Source organism: Lentimicrobium sp. S6, from assembly GCF_013166635.1.
In the GTDB taxonomy this organism is placed as follows: domain Bacteria; phylum Bacteroidota; class Bacteroidia; order Bacteroidales; family UBA12170; genus UBA12170.
On record NZ_JABKBZ010000004.1, the window covers coordinates 22,600 to 38,929 of the forward strand.

Consider the following 16,330-nt stretch of genomic DNA (forward strand, 5'->3'; position numbering starts at 1 on the left):
TTGATTCATTCTGCTTTTCCCGCTAATTTAATGAAATTACATTTGTTTGATAAATTTCTTTCTAATGATTTGGTTATTCATAGCTATTTGAAGAATATAAACTCCATTATGCAAGTCCGAAATATCAATCTCTAAATCGGCTAGAGTTTTTTCTTGCTTCCTATCCAAAACCAATTGCCCTGAAATATTGAATACTTGATAATTGTACTCACCTGTTTCTTGGCTTTGGATTGTTATGGATTCTTTGGCTGGGCTTGGGAAGACTAGGGAATTATTATTTATTGATAATTCTTTTTGTCCTGTGAAAATATCTAATGGGTGAATATAACCTAAAGTATCTCCATTATCAATAACTCCGACCAATTCTCTTTCTCCCCCCCATTCAAAACCAAAGTTTACATATTCTAAGAAGCCATATTCAACAGAATGCTCCATCAACATAGATTCACCAACAGGGTAAAGTTCAAAACTATACAAACCCTCATCATGATACATCAAATTGGCAAATGGCCAATCTCCTTCATAAGTAAACTGAGTCTTCTTAAGGCCTCCCCACTTAAAATTTGAAAGCTTAGAGATAGCAATCCCTTCGGAATAATTATACATATCAGGCCCTCCTTGTATAAACAATGTATCATTGGGATACGCATCTGTAAATCGATTCCTATATACTACAATATCCTCATAACCTTTAGTAGATATTTGGTTTGAACTTTTCCAATACCAATCTGTATTTGTTCTAACAAAGGCATTAAATACAATGGAATCTTCATACCTCGTAACATTTTCAATATCATACCTCACATCCGAAATCCAGCCATAAGTCTGATCGTCAGCTGCCCAATTATTAATATGATAACAAATCACATCCCCAGCACTGATCTCCGCATACATATCCTCAAAATTCGGAACCTGAAAGCCCAAGTCTCGTCCTTCGATACCTATGAGCTGATACTCGTTATTCCAATTTACAATTCCATGATTTTTTGATAAAATAATCCCCAATCCATTGGAAACCAATATTGTTTTTATTGAATCCTCTTGCCCAAATAAATCCATCATACCTATTTCTGAAATGGTGGCAGTGATATTGCCTGCAAAATCCCAAGAATCATTTAGGGAAGCATTGGGCTTTAGCGTATAAGTTTCTAGCTCTTCAATGGGCAAAAAGAAAGTATCTTGAAAAACCCAATCTCCATCTGGAAATACCCAAACATCATCCAATAAAAACTGTGGTTGATTGTATAAAAACAAACTTCCTTCTCCATTCTCAAAAGGAATAGCAATTTTATTGAGGTGATAAACTTGAGCATCATCAACTTCTTCAAAGGTCTCCACCCAGAGTACATTATTTATCATATCCAAAGTATCATCAGAGGAATAACAAAATCGTTCAGTGCTATTGATTGGCGCCCAATCCTGAGCAAACAAACCAATACTCATCACTAGCATTAATAATAAAAGTAAATTTTTCTTCATAGTTTTTTGTTTTAAAAGTGAATAAATGATGATAGGTTTTGATTGTTTCCATATTTTAAGTCATTACTTTTTCCCTGACAAAGGCAAAAACCTTATTGGCTCTTGAAATATTTTGGCTATAAACCCCTATAGGAATATTATTAATGGACTCTAAATCTTTATCCACGAGATTTAAATAATCCATGATCCATTTATAATGAACAGGTTCCTCCGTTTTCTTATCTTCTGCAATAATCTTTTCCGCCTCTGCTTTTGTTAATTCCTGATTGCGGATCATATTATTAATTTGAGGAAGTCTTCGTGAAGAACCAAATCTTTTATCTCGAATAAAATTGCTAAATGGTTCAGCAATGCAATCGAAATGACGAGTATAATCAGAATCCTCAGAATCGCTCCAGTTTAGTTCTTTTTTGATAATCTCTCCAATTTCGAAATCCGAGGGCAGATCTTCGTAATACAATATATTAATCTTTCGACCAAACCTCCCCAATTTGGTTTGGACAAAGGCAGAGATAAAATTCATCCTTGGATAAATTAAAAACTCGTCGATCTCTTGTTTACTGATTTCTGGACTTTGGGCTAAAATGGTTCTCAATCTTTTTTGATCGTATATGTTTTCTTTGGTAAATGAAGTATGTTCTGCGGGAGAATGTCCCAGTAGAATAATGGGTATTTTATAATCTTCAGAAACTTTAAGCATGCTTCGCTCTATTGCCACACCACAAACACCACATATTTCTCCAGATTCCAATAAAGAAGTTCTGTACATTTTTCTTAAAACCTCTTTATCATGCCTATACCAAACATGGTCTACCTCTGCTTTAGCTATAGTTTTCTCAATATTCTCTTTGGCTATATCACTCATGAAGCCATTATCCAAAGTATAAGTCAATACTTTCAATTTATACTTCTTTAGCGCCAAGTATAACACATAAGTACTATCCTTTCCTCCACTCAATGGAACTAATGCATCATATCGATGATTTTTCTTTTTGATATTAGAGAACAAATCTAAAACCCCATTAGAAGGCTTGGGAACAAAAGGCGTATATTCTTGACATTGATTGCAGAGGCCACTTTCATCAATCACTATATGGCTCAACATATCATGATTAAGACAGGTCTTACATTGCCTCGATTTAGTTTGTGATTTCATTCTATTTGGTTTTACCCTCCGAAATTATACAGATATTATAAGTTCAGCAATAGGGGAAATCACTTATTCTTTAAAAACGTCAACCATTTCAATTATAAAACAGCTTTTAGAAAAGCTATTTCAAGGAATAATCGGATTTCACCATTTTGATATTACTATATCCATTTGCGGTAAAAATCCGGAGGATATATATACCATTTGGAGACTCCTCAGGAATACGAACACTTGCTATTCCTCCATTATTATTCCATGAAATTGGAATGAATTGGCCAGTTAGAGAGAGGAGTTGGATACCTTGTATTTCTTCATTTTCTGAAGTAATTTTCATCTGATTTACAAATGGATTCGGTGAGATGCTGAATCCTGAAGTTTGCAAATCATCAATACTTGTATAATTGGTATCACAGACACTCCAGTTTGGACTTTGATACTTTTTGAATCCTGCACTATCAAAACACAGCAATTCATATTTGTGCAATAAATAATCATCCATTTGTGCAAAAGGATAAAATGGATGCTCTTCACAACCCACTCCCTCTAACCAATGAAGCTGGCCTGTATATGCAGCATCTGCCTCTGCGTACTCTAAAGTTACCCTTATCCGAATTCTATCAAACTTTTCAATATCCTCCACTTTTGTCACAGCAAATGCGGCTGTATCCTTAGCAATCCATTCATACTGATTCCAGCCCACATAAGCAGTATCACCAACAGCTAGCGTGTAATCATAAAGTAAATATTCTTTTGCATTACAATCTTCTCTATTTCGATAATATGCTTTTTCATGATTCGCTCTGATATATGCTCTTTTATTGATATCTTCGAAATTAATTTTGGAGTATCTGTTTCCGCAGAAAACAAAATCATTTGTATAATTATAACTTTGAGTTGTAGCAATATTTGGTATTTCAGTTTTCAAATCCAAAACATTCCATTTTGGCTGTTCATTTATCATTGAAAACACATCATCAGAATAGTATCCTTGGTCATAACACATTTCGTTTATTTCCTCTTCAGTATTACAACCCTCAGAATTGTTCTCAAATCTTATATAATCTGTGCTTATAAATTGACAAATACTCTCCACACTGCACATAGAAAGTAATGGATTGTTTTTTATTTCAACAGATTCTAAGTCTGCATTATTTATACCTTGCAGGCTACTTAATCGTTCATTATTTGCAATATACAAGTGGTTTCCTATTTTACTTAGGTTCTCCATGCCTATTAAGTTCTTTATAGAGTCACAATTATAAACTGTAAGAGTCTGAGAAATCATCTTCAAAGTCTCAAGTCCATTAAAATCCTTTAAGCCATCGCAACCTGAAATACCTAAAGACTTATTAATCTTATTAATATCGCTAAATCCAGAAAGCTCTTTGAGTTTATCTAAATCTTTAAGGAACAAAGAACCATCAAGAGTATTTAATTTGGGAAAACCGTAAATAGTTTTTAAACTATCTAACCTTATCAGGCTAATTCCACCTGTATATTCTAAATTTTTAATACTAGCAATTTCCTTCAGGTTTCTACAATTCTCAATCAATAAACTACCTGACAATGTTTTCAAGGAATCCAAATCATCAAGAGAAACTAAACCGTGATTATTCAACACAACAAAGTCCCCAACTACACTTTCTAGGTTATTAAATCCTTCTAGGCTTTCAAGCCTATTATTGGTTTGTATAGTTACAGTTCCACCAACTACATTTAACTGATCAAAACCATTTAAGTCAAATATTGAATCCAGTCTCAACAATGTAAAATTACCTTTAATATAATTCAATGAACTAAAGTTAGCACAATTCTTTAATTGAGCTCCAAAACTTATATTAAATTCACCCCCAACATATTTCAATTTTTGAAATGCATTTATGCTCTCTATTTTTTTAAGCTTATCAAGTACCAAATCACCAGTGACACTATCTAAATTTTGAAAAGCACTGAATTCAGCAAGCATACGTCCATCTTTAATAGTAAGGTTGGTAATTTTCTTCAAGTTATCAAAACCTGAAAAAGATTCTAAACTATCGTTATACCTAATGGTAAGACTATGAAGTTTTCGTAATCCTGTACCACCTAAACCGGAAATATCTTTTAGCCTTTTATTATCCTCTAAAAGGATATAATTCACAGAATCTAGGTTTGGAATACTATTCAGAGTATGTAGACTCTTGTTATCATTAATTTTCAGTCTCTCAATGACCTCTAAGCTTTCAAATTTAATAAACTCCAAATTTTCATTGCTTTCAATCGTCATATTCTCAGCTTTAACTAAACCAGGGAAATTAACCTCCTGCAAACTATCGTTTACAAGAATATAAAATTGCTGTCCTGCATTTTTCAGATTTTGAAATCCTGTAACTTTTTTTAATGACTTATTACTTCCAATATATATTAAAAACAAACTATCAGTTTGATTAAACCCTGAAACTTCTTTTATTAAATCGTTACTGCTAAAGACAAACGATGATTGAATTGTTTCTAAATTTTGAAAAGCTGAAAGGTCTTCTAAAATTTTTGTTCCAGACACTCTAAATCCGCCACCTATAGAAGTTATATTTTGAAAAGACGAAATATTTAGAATAGAATCCGTTGACATTAACTCTAACTCACCTTGCAAACTAGTTATTTTACCAAAACAATCAATATCCTTCAATCTTTTTATATTAAAGAAATTGATTCCATAAACCGATTCAATGTTAGACAAGCCTGACACACTAGTCAATTCATGACAATTATTAACCTGCAAGTCACCTTCAATTTCGGTGATTTGATACAAGCTATCCAAATTCACAATATTATCACCGGAAATAATTAAACTTCCCTCAATAATGCTACACTCAGGATAATTTATTGGAAACTGATCAACCTGTTCCTGACTACTAAAAGTAATACCATCGGGGAAACAGCCTTGGGAGGTTGCTAAATTTGTGAATAAGAAAACGAATAAAATAGGAAGTATAGCTTTTTTCATGACAAAACATTTAATTGGTTATATATGTTAAGTCGTATATCAATGAGCCTAGGGTGCCTGAAGAAATAAAAAAAATTCATCAATCTATCCACGAAAACAAACTCAACGAACTATGAATCTGATTTACAATCAATTAGATGAAATAGAATTTAAAAAGATGAGAAAAAGAATTACTTAATAAAAGACTTATAATACTGAGATTTCTTTTTATCATCGAAGCGGCCATAGATATTGGCCATATAACTGGCATACTTTTTACCGTCTTCCATATTCCAAAGGGGCTCAAAATACTTTAAGGATTTTTTGAAATCCGCAGTTACTATATCTAATTGCTTCAAAAGGATATTATACTGTTTGTTGCTTCTATTCTTATTGTATTTATCCATTTGAGTTTGGTAGCGATTCTCTGCTCTGTTATAATATTTCTTGGCCAACCAAATTAAAGCCTCTTCGTTCTCCCCATTAAAAACTAATAATTGCTCAGCCAACTCATCGCATTTTTCTGTCTGCTCCAATTCCTTATTTAAATCGAAATATAATTGAACATAAACCTCCTCAGATTTTGATTCATTATCCATTTTTTGCCAAGTCTCAGTGACAGCCTCATAATTATCGGCTTCCATATAGGTTTCAAACAAACGGTTTCTCATTGGAGTACTGTCTTTTTGATCCGCGAAGTGGTCTTTATAATATTCTAAAGCGGTAAGCTCTTTGCTTAAATTATCAATCATTCTGTATCGCTCAACCATCATCACATACATGTCGGCATCAGCATATTCTTTATGCCTAGCTTTATCAAAGTTTTGCTCCGCTTTCTCATATTGCTCCATAGCAAATTGTGCTTTGGCTATCTCAGCATAGGCCTTAGGATTTACTTCTAGCACTTTGGTTTCTTGCTCTTGGATATAGGTATTCCATTGATCTATGGATTGTTGATAAGCTCCACCTTCATAAGAAGTCATGGCCAATTGTTGATAATCGATAGTTTGCTTTGGGGTTCCACAAGCAGTAAAAATCACAGTTATAAGTAGTAAATAATAGAAAATATTTCTTTTCATGGCTTCTTCATTTGTCATCTGAGTATTCAAGACCATTTTCAAACGGACCTTTTCTTTTGCTCAAAAAATTAGTCGGCAAAAGTATAAAAATCTTTAAGCGCACATACTGTAAAATCTTGATCTTTATAATACTTTTACATAAAACACTTATTATAGGTTAATTATTACTTCATCTGATATTATTTTATAAATTTGCAAACCTTAATAAAACAGCCTACAATATGGATTTATTTGATAAAACTGAAGTAAACTTAGGCCCTTTGGGTCAATATGCTCAAAAAGCCGAAGGATATTATATGTTCCCCAAATTAGAGGGTGAACTTTCCAATAGAATGAAATTTCAAGGAAAAGATGTTTTAGTTTGGTCTTTAAATAACTATTTAGGATTGGGAAACCATCCTGAAGTTAGAAAAGCTGATGCCGACGCCGCTGCTGAGTGGGGAATGGCCTACCCAATGGGTGCTAGAATGATGTCTGGGCAAACGGAGTATCATGAAAAATTAGAGCAAGATTTAGCTACTTTCGTAGATAAAGAAGCTGGTTATTTATTAAATTTTGGATACCAAGGTATGGTTTCTATCATCGATACATTAGTGGATCGCCACGATGTTATTGTTTATGATAGCGAAGCTCATGCTTGTATCTTAGATGGTATGAGAATGCAAGTGGGTAAAAGATTTGTTTATCCACACAACAATATAGAGAACTTAGAGAAGCAATTACAACGCGCCACTAAATTAGCAGATAAAAACAAGGGAGGAATCCTCGTGATTACCGAAGGTGTCTACGGTATGGCTGGTGATCTTGGTAAATTGAAAGAAATTGCTGAGTTGAAGAAAAAATATCAATTCCGTTTATTAGTTGATGATGCACATGGTTTTGGTACTATGGGAGCAACAGGAGCTGGAACAGGTGAGCATTTAGGATGTCAAGACGAGATTGATGTTTACTTTGGTACTTTCGCTAAATCTATGGCAGGAATTGGTGGTTTTGTTGCTGGTAATGCTAAAATGATCAAATTTTTAAAGTATAATATGCGTTCTCAGATTTTCGCCAAATCTCTTCCAATGCCAATGGTTATTGGAGCTATTAAGCGATTAGATATGATTAAAGAAAGCCAAGAGCACAAAGATAAACTTTGGGTTATCGTGAATGCTTTACAAAAAGGATTAAAAGAAAAAGGATTTGATTTAGGTGATACAGAATCTCCTGTAACTCCAGTAATGTTAAAAGGTGGAGTTCCTGAAGCCACACAAATCACAGCTGACTTAAGAGAGAATTACGGTATTTTCTGCTCTATTGTTGCTTATCCAGTTATTCCTAAAGGAATGATATTATTACGATTAATTCCAACAGCAGTGCATACTTTGGAAGATGTTGAATATACTATCAAGTGTTTTAGCGAAGTGAAACACAAACTTGAAACTGGTGTTTATGAAATGACATTTAAAACAATGACTGCAGAGTAAAGGCAGCCTAGAACTTATATGTTTATTCAGAAAGTTTGAATTCGAGGCTTGTGAAGTCCGATAATTGGGAGTTTACTTGTGTAAATGACCAATTATAGGGCAAGCGTAACCAAGAAGTCGGACTTTATAAACAACACAAAATAATTTGTTTTAAACCCAACATAATTTAAAAAGCTCGTAATTCGATTATTACGAGCTTTTTTATAAATTCGCAATAAAATTTTCCTTGAACCCATTTAGCATTTCATACTCCTATTTATGCATCCAATTTATTGGAATGCTTCAACTAGATCTGTCTATTCTGCAGTTTTCATCAGAAAAGAAAATCACCTACCCACTATGGAAAAGGCTGTGGAGAATATACAAATTCCTGAAGAGAGCGAAAAGAAAAAGAAAGCAAGAGGAAAAGAATCAAAAGAACAAGAAAAAAGAGGAGCGCAATAAGGAAAAGAGATTCAGAAGAAGAAAACGATGGAGAAAAATAAAAGTTGTTGCAAGAAGTTTTGTTAAACGAGGAAAAATAAGTCAACGAGCCAAAGCTGCCATTGCAGAACAAAAGAAACTTGACGATTGGCGCAGAAGGAAGAAAAACCGTTTATACAAGGTCTACTTCAAAGGTTTCTTCAAAAGAAAAGCCAAACACCCCAGACAGATAGAACTCATAGCACGTAAGAAAAAAGAAAAAGCTTTTCAAAAATATCGTAAGAGAAGACTTTATAAATTCGTTCTTAAAAAAAACAGAACTATTATTGTCAATTTTCTAAAAGGGAAAGGATTACCTCCTCGAAAAAAGAAAGGCCCTTCTCTTTGGTTGCAAATCTCTAAAAAAGATCAGCTGACTATTTCTACTCAGTCACTCATGATGTTTTTAATGAGTTATTTCTTTATTGAGCTTTTCTCAAATTTAAGCATGGCTACTACCTCATTACTTTTCGACTATAAGACAGTGGTTTATTATTATAATATTGAATTTTTGGTGGATTACGATGCTTGGTATGCCGACTCCATAAAAACTATTTTTGCTACAGGCCCTATTGTCTCTTTTATCATTGCAGTATTGAGTCTTATTATATATAGCATTGTCTATTTAGAAACAGGAGTATTAAAAACCCTCCTCCTTTGGGCAATTCTTCATGGAGCCAATCAGCTTATTGGAGGAATATTAATTGGCAACCTATTAGGAAAAGGCCTTGGTTATGTGATCATGTATATGTACTATTCCGATACAGGTAAGCTTATCATGTCACTACTTATCATTATGAGTTCAGTAATAGTAGGGACAGTTTCAACCAAATACTGGATCATGTCGGCCAATTCTTATTATAATTACTCCAAACCATATAACAGACCTCTATTCATAATCAGCCAAGTATTCATACCCTATGTCGTAGGAACATTTCTCATTTGGTTGATTTCACAACCAGAAGTCATGCGGTACGATACCTTAATCAACATTTCTATGATATTCATGATTCTCCCTATTCTTATTTTAAATAAATACTATCAAGAATATTATTTTGAAGAAGGAGAAATAAAAATCAAATTATCATATCGTATTGTCATTTTTGCTCTCGTCTTTATTGCTGCTTACCGCATACTTCTAGACCAAGGACTAAGAATTGGCTAATTAAAAATTAAAATGATAAAATTTGTTAAGGATCAGTATCTTTGCAAAATAAAATAAACAAGAATTAGTTTTATAAATAAGGAATTATAAATAACACCATATGGAGGCGCAAAACACACCAACCCCAACACAAAAAGGAACCAACAAAATGAAATTTGTTTGGATAGCCTTAGCGGTAATCGCTATTGCAGCTGCTGCATACTTTGCATGGAATAACAGTACCGTGAAAGCAGACTTAGATCAACTTGAACAAGAAAAAGCGATAATGAAGGCTGAACTTGAAGGAGAACTAGAAACCTTAATGGTGGAGCATGATAGAATAAAAGCAGAATATGGTGAATTAAGTGATAGCCTTTCTATCAAAGACAGCCTTATCATTGCTAACGCGAAAGAAATCAAAGACTTACTAAACTATAAATGGGAATTTTATAAAGTTAAGAAAAAACTAGATAAACTTAGAGTGGTAGCCAGGACCTATGTAGGCCAAATGGATTCACTTTATACTGTAAACAATGAACTTGTAGTAGAAAACAAAGAGATTAAAGCACGTTATAATGAAGAGAAAGCCATTAATAAAAACCTAAATAAGGAAAAAGCTCAACTTAGTGACAAAATAGTTGAAGCAAGTGTTTTAAAAGCTTACAATATGACAGCCAGCGCGGTCTACCTAAAAAAAACAGGCAAAGAAAAGCCTAGTGATAAAGCACGTAGAACAGACATTATTGAAGTATGTTTCACCCTTGGGAAAAATGTGGTTATAGAGCCAGGACAAAAAGAGGTTTATGTTAGAATCGCCCGTCCTGATCACAAAATCCTAACACCTGGTGTAGCCGAAGATTATGTATTCGATTATAAAGGAGAACAAATTCAATATTCTATTTTTGAGAATGTAGAATATGATAATGAAGCTCGCCCATTATGTCTTCGTTGGTTAAAGAAATATGAAAACATTGAAATGCAAGCTGGAGTTTATGAAATTACAGTATTTGCTAATGGTGAAGAAATTGGAAGTACAAGCTTGGAACTCAACTAAACGAAAATAGCAATAAAGAAAATCTAGGAGAAGCTGACAGCCTTCTCCTTTTTTTTATTTTACATTTGCATTATGTGGCTTCAGAAACATCAATATCAATTTGGCCTAACTATTATTTTAATAATAGCCGCTACTCTACGCTTCTATAATTTTTTCACGCTCCCCTATATGTGGGACGAACTAAGCGCCATAAGCCGACTGCAGTTCAATAGCTTTTCAGAGCTCATAGAGAAAGGCGTAAAACCCGATGGTCACCCAGCCGGCGTGCAAGTATTCTTATATTATTGGACCCTCCTATTTGGCAGAACAGAATGGATAGTTAAACTTCCATTCAATCTCATGGGATTGGCATCTATCTATTTAATTTTTAAAATCGGCCAAACTTGGTTTGGAGATAAAAGTGGAGTTCTAGCAGCAAGTTTCATGGCCACTTTACAGTTTTTTGTATTGTATAGTCCTGTTGCCCGTCCTTATATTAGTGGATTGTTTTTAACTTTAATGATGGTTCATTATTGGAGTTTATATATGTTTCAAAATCCTTCGAAGAAATTTCTAGCTGGATTTATCATATTTGCGGCTCTTTCTGCCTATAATCATCATTTTAGCTTGTTATTTGCTGCAATCATAGGGTTCTCAGGCCTCTTTACTATTCATAAAAGTCAAGTGAAAGAATATATTATATCTGGTATTTTAATATTTACCTTATACCTTCCTCATATGCCCGTTTTCATTCATCAACTAGGTATTGGTGGAATTGGTGGAGAAGGACTTTGGCTCAACAAACCCAATTACAGTTTCCCACTAGAATTTATTGATTGGGCATTTCAATTCTCAAGCACTATCCTCATACTCGTCGCAGCTTTCTTTGCTTATTCTATTTTCGGAGACAAAAGCACTATATCGAATAGAAAAACTACAAAAAACACCCTCCTCATTTCTTGGTTTTTACTGCCTATAACTATCGGACTAGGATATTCACTTTACATTAACCCAGTGATACAATACTCTATGCTAATATATAGCTTCCCCTATTTATTATTATTAATTGGCTCAGGTATTGAAAAAATGAAATGGTGGTCTTTTTATCCTAGCATTCTCCTTATTATTATTCTGAATACATTTAATTTAATAGAAAACAGAAAACATTACGAAATCATTTTTAAACAACCATTTGATATCACAGCTCAGATGCTCAATGAGAATAACAATTTAACAGAGGGCGAGACATTCATTATTTTCAACACTATAGAAGATTACCAGACTTTCTATTTCGCCAAATACGAAATTAAAAACCCAGCATATTTTAATGTTTATAAAGAGGAAATAAGTTCCAAAGAATTTAGTCAGATAATCAGTGCAAGAAAAGAAGACTTCATATTAGCTAGTGGAGTTCCAAGCAATTACATTCCCATCATACAACAGTATTATCCAAACTTGACTAAAAGAGTCGATGGATATACAGTAGAAAACTATCTTTTTAGTAAATCACGCATTCCCAATATCTTAAAAAATCAAGAAATAACAACATTCTCAGAGGAATCTAACAAAACAGGTTGGAAGTTTAATGATGCACGATTCGTAGAAGACAGCTTGGCTAATTCGGCCTATGAGTTTAAGGAGAAAGACGAGTGGGGATTAAGTTATTCCGATTCCATCAGCAAACTTAAAATAAAACATGGAGTCATAATTGAAGTAATTGCTGAAGTTATATGCGATACAAATGACCTTAATTCATTATTAGTAGGTACAATCCAGACCACCTCAGGCGAAACCATATGGCGTGGCGCACCTATGTCTTTAATCTCTACATCAAAAAAGAACCACTATAAAGCAATCCAAACTCTCGATTCAAAGATACTGGTAACCAAAAATGATTGGAACAACAGTATCTTGAACCTCTATATTTGGAATAAAGATAAAGAAAGCTTCAAAATACATAATATAGAAGTCTCTACTAGGGCTAATAATCCAATCCGTTATGGTCTTTTCAACAATCTTCAATAGAAATTCTTTTTTTCGCTTTGTGATATTAAAATAAAGCGTAATTTTGCCGCCCTTAGTACAACAACACCCCTGATTATTAATTTGTTAAAATTATTAATTAGAACCCTGACCATATCCGTTATTTGACGGTGCTTCACAAAACAAAGATATCAAAAGGCAAATTGGAAAGCTTCACACCAATTGTCTAAAAGCTTGATATAAATTTGGTTAAACAAGAAATTGTTTCTATTTTTGCAGCCCATTTTGAAAATGGATATGTTCAATTAAGTAAAACAATTGTAAATGAATACTTTAAGTTACAAAACAGTAAGTGCAAACAAAGAGACCGTTACTAAAGAATGGCTTCTCATTGATGCAGAGAATGAGGTTTTGGGAAGATTAGCTTCAAAAGTAGCTTACCTTTTAAAAGGTAAACACAAAGTTAATTACACTCCTCATGTAGATTGTGGTGATAATATTATCATTATCAACGCAGATAAATTTATTTTAAACGGTAAAAAGTGGGATCAAAAAACCTATATCCGTCACTCAGGATATCCAGGTGGTCAAACTGTTATGAAAGCCAAAGAAATGATGGAAAAAAAGCCATTTTTCATGGTTGAAAAAGCCGTTAAAGGTATGTTAATGAAAAATAAACTGGGAGCACAACAATACAGGAATCTTAATGTATATGTTGGAACTGAACATCCTCATGCAGGACAAAACCCCAGAACTATTAATTTAAATGAAATTCTGTAGCCATGGAAATTATTAATTCACTAGGTAGAAGAAAAAAAGCTATCGCAAGAGTATATCTCAAAGAAGGTAATGGACAAATTACTGTTAACAAAAGAGATTACAAACAATATTTCCCAACTGGTACACTACAGTATGTAGTTCGTCAGGCTTTGGAACTTACAGAATTAGCTGATAGATTTGACGTAGTTGCTAATTTAGATGGTGGTGGAATCAATGGTCAAGCAGAAGCCTTACGTTTAGGTATTGCTCGTGCATTGGTTAAATTCGACGAAGAAAACCGTGCTAAATTGAAAACTAAGAGCTTAATGACTAGAGACCCTCGTATGGTGGAACGTAAGAAGCCAGGTCAGCCTAAAGCTCGTAAGAAATTCCAGTTCAGTAAACGTTAATATTATTATCAAATATTGTTTAGTATCTAAATCAATTAGACTCCTCAGAGGACTACTTTTTGATTGAGAATTAAAGAATGTAAACAAAAATTAAAGATGGAAAAAGTATCTTTTGATCAATTACTCGATGCTGGTGTTCATTTTGGACACCTTAGAAGAAAGTGGAACCCAAGTATGGCTCCATATATCTTTATGGAAAAGAATGGTATCCATATCATCGACCTTTACAAAACACAGGCAAAATTAGAAGAGGCAGCTCATGCCATGAAACAAATTGCCAAAAGCGGAAAGAGAATTCTTTTCGTAGCTACCAAAAAACAAGCTAAAGAAATAGTAGCTGAGCACGTTAAAAAAACTAACATGCCTTACGTTACTGAGCGTTGGCCCGGTGGAATGTTAACAAACTTTGTTACCATTCGTAAAGCGGTTAAGAAAATGGTGACTATTGATAAGATGGCTAGTACTCCACAGTACAAGAACTTATCAAAAAGAGAAAGACTTCAAATCACTCGTGAAAGAGAGAAGTTAGAAAAAAACTTTGGTAGCATACAAGATTTAAACAAATTACCTTCAGCGGTATTTATCGTTGATATCAACAAAGAGCACATTGCTGTTGCAGAAGCTAGAAAATTGAACATACCCACTTTCGCAATTGTTGATACCAACACAGACCCTACTCTTATCGATTTTCCAATTCCTGGTAATGACGATGCTTCAAAATCAATCTCTACTATTGTTGAATATTTGACAAAGAGCATTGAAGAAGGTCTTACAGAAAGAAAAATGGAAAGAGAAAAGAATCAAGCTGATGAAAAAGCAGCAAAACAAAGCAAGAAAGCTGAAAAAGTAACTTCTGAAGAAGCTACTGAAAAAGCTGAAGGCGATGATTCTGGTGAGAAAAAACCAAGAAAAAGACTTTCTAAATAGTCTGAAGCGTAATAAAATTAATAATATTTTAATAAGAAAAAAGATGGCAAAGATTACTGCTGCTGAAGTAAATAAGCTTAGAAAGCAAACCGGAGCTGGTATGATGGATTGCAAGAACGCCCTAGTTGAAAACGATGGTGATATCGAAAAAGCAATTGATTACCTGCGCAAAAAAGGACAAAAAGTAGCTGCAAAGCGTTCTGATCGTGACGCGGCTGAAGGTGCTATTCTATCAGGAACAAATGCTGATAACTCTTTTGGTGCTGTTGTTATGATTAACTGTGAAACTGATTTCGTTGCGAAAAATGACGACTTTGTTGCTTTTGCTAAATCAATTTTAGATGTTGCAATTGAAAACAAGACTACTACAGTTGAAGATTTAAAAACTTTAACTATTGGTGGTCAAACAATCGAAGCATTAATTCTTGACCAAGTTGGTAAAATTGGTGAGAAAATTGAGATCGGTAAATTTGCAAGCCTTAATGGTGCTTATGTTAAAACATATATCCACCCAGGTAATAGGCTTGCTACCGTAGTAGCAATGTCTAAGAACGTTGATGGTGTTGATGAAGTAAGTAAGGATATAGCTATGCAAGTTGCTGCTATGAACCCTGTTGCTTTAAATAAAGATTTAGTGGACAAAACTGTTATCGAAAGAGAACTAGAAGTTGCTAAAGATCAAATACGCCAAGAAGGTAAACCAGAAGCCATGCTCGAAAAAATTGCTACTGGTAAACTAAACAAATTCTTCAAGGAAAATACTTTATTAAGCCAAGCTTTCATTAAAGATTCTAAGATAGATGTTGAAACTTATGCTAAGAATTTAGACAAAGATTTAACTGTATCTAATTTCTTACGTTTTGCTTTAGCCTAAACTAAGTGTTTTTTTATATAAAAACCATTCTTACCTATGTAAGAATGGTTTTTTTCATTTTAATAGACCTTTCAAATACTATAACCAAACTCTCATTATATTAGAATTCATTTATCTAACCCTCAGTAGACCAAAAATATTATTATCATCGATTTCTTGTGAGACAGAACAGAGAGATTTCAATGAATCCCTGGCACTAAATAACACCACAAAACAATCCTCAAATAAACGTTCGATATACATGTTTAAAAGTAACCATTCATTGAATAAACGTAATTTTTGATCATTCTATGTTACTGTTGAAACGACAACAATAAACAAAATTAAATAATTTTCACTAGCTAATTTTAAAGCAAAAAAAAGCAAGCTCTTTGAGGAAAAGCTTGCTAAGGAATGGAAGATGAGATTTATTCCTTTGTGTTACATCAATAAGGATAAAGTGATATAGGAATCACTTTCAGCAACAAATTTAATAGATTCATTTAGTTTTGTCACTACCAATGAACAAACGTGTGGACATATTGAATAAACTATGGATCTTATCGAATAAACGATTTATAAACTGTAATATTTCTATACTTTTCCAATCTAAACAATTG

Annotated in this window: 12 protein-coding genes; 8 read left to right on the forward strand and 4 right to left on the reverse strand. The window is 33.4% G+C overall.

Annotated features, from left to right (window positions below; all coding sequences use genetic code 11):
* Positions 1 to 36 precede the first annotated feature (36 nt).
* The 4 genes from HNS40_RS02685 to HNS40_RS02700 all read right to left on the reverse strand — a co-directional run bounded on the left by HNS40_RS02685 (position 37) and on the right by HNS40_RS02700 (position 6,670).
* A complete protein-coding gene (locus tag HNS40_RS02685; RefSeq protein WP_172277277.1) occupies positions 37 to 1,479 on the reverse strand; it encodes a T9SS type A sorting domain-containing protein in 1,443 nt (480 codons plus the stop codon).
* Positions 1,480 to 1,534: 55 nt separating this feature from the next.
* On the reverse strand, positions 1,535 to 2,635 hold the full coding sequence (locus tag HNS40_RS02690; protein ID WP_172277279.1) for a 7-cyano-7-deazaguanine synthase: 1,101 nt from the start codon (positions 2,633 to 2,635) through the stop codon (positions 1,535 to 1,537).
* Positions 2,636 to 2,750: 115 nt separating this feature from the next.
* A complete protein-coding gene (locus HNS40_RS02695) occupies positions 2,751 to 5,612 on the reverse strand; it encodes a T9SS type A sorting domain-containing protein (protein WP_172277282.1) in 2,862 nt (953 codons plus the stop codon).
* Positions 5,613 to 5,782: 170 nt separating this feature from the next.
* Positions 5,783 to 6,670 carry a lipopolysaccharide assembly protein LapB gene (locus tag HNS40_RS02700; protein ID WP_172277285.1) on the reverse strand — a complete coding sequence of 296 codons (888 nt, stop codon included), beginning with the start codon at positions 6,668 to 6,670 and terminating at the stop codon, positions 5,783 to 5,785.
* A 221-nt stretch (positions 6,671 to 6,891) separates the two neighbouring features.
* Between HNS40_RS02700 and HNS40_RS02705 the strand changes: the two genes are divergently transcribed.
* From HNS40_RS02705 to tsf, 8 genes are all read left to right on the forward strand, one after another.
* Positions 6,892 to 8,139: an aminotransferase class I/II-fold pyridoxal phosphate-dependent enzyme gene (locus HNS40_RS02705; protein WP_172277288.1), complete on the forward strand. Its 1,248-nt coding sequence runs from the start codon at positions 6,892 to 6,894 to the stop codon at positions 8,137 to 8,139.
* A gap of 277 nt (positions 8,140 to 8,416) precedes the next feature.
* On the forward strand, positions 8,417 to 9,766 hold the full coding sequence (locus HNS40_RS02710; protein ID WP_172277291.1) for a hypothetical protein: 1,350 nt from the start codon (positions 8,417 to 8,419) through the stop codon (positions 9,764 to 9,766).
* 100 nt (positions 9,767 to 9,866) lie between these two features.
* A complete protein-coding gene (locus HNS40_RS02715) occupies positions 9,867 to 10,799 on the forward strand; it encodes a hypothetical protein (RefSeq protein WP_172277294.1) in 933 nt (310 codons plus the stop codon).
* Between the two features lie 72 nt (positions 10,800 to 10,871).
* The gene (locus HNS40_RS02720) at positions 10,872 to 12,803 is read left to right on the forward strand and encodes a glycosyltransferase family 39 protein (RefSeq protein ID WP_172277297.1); all 1,932 of its coding nucleotides are present in this window, start codon (positions 10,872 to 10,874) and stop codon (positions 12,801 to 12,803) included.
* A 282-nt stretch (positions 12,804 to 13,085) separates the two neighbouring features.
* A complete protein-coding gene (gene rplM / locus HNS40_RS02725) occupies positions 13,086 to 13,541 on the forward strand; it encodes a 50S ribosomal protein L13 (protein WP_172277300.1) in 456 nt (151 codons plus the stop codon).
* A gap of 2 nt (positions 13,542 to 13,543) precedes the next feature.
* Positions 13,544 to 13,930: a 30S ribosomal protein S9 gene (gene rpsI, locus HNS40_RS02730; protein ID WP_172277303.1), complete on the forward strand. Its 387-nt coding sequence runs from the start codon at positions 13,544 to 13,546 to the stop codon at positions 13,928 to 13,930.
* A 96-nt stretch (positions 13,931 to 14,026) separates the two neighbouring features.
* Positions 14,027 to 14,857, forward strand: a complete 831-nt coding sequence (gene rpsB, locus HNS40_RS02735) for a 30S ribosomal protein S2 (RefSeq protein ID WP_172277306.1) — start codon at positions 14,027 to 14,029, stop codon at positions 14,855 to 14,857.
* Positions 14,814 to 15,731 carry a translation elongation factor Ts gene (tsf, locus tag HNS40_RS02740; RefSeq protein ID WP_371742913.1) on the forward strand — a complete coding sequence of 306 codons (918 nt, stop codon included), beginning with the start codon at positions 14,814 to 14,816 and terminating at the stop codon, positions 15,729 to 15,731. The genes rpsB and tsf overlap by 44 nt, the downstream gene beginning before the upstream one ends.
* Positions 15,732 to 16,330: the final 599 nt, after the last annotated feature.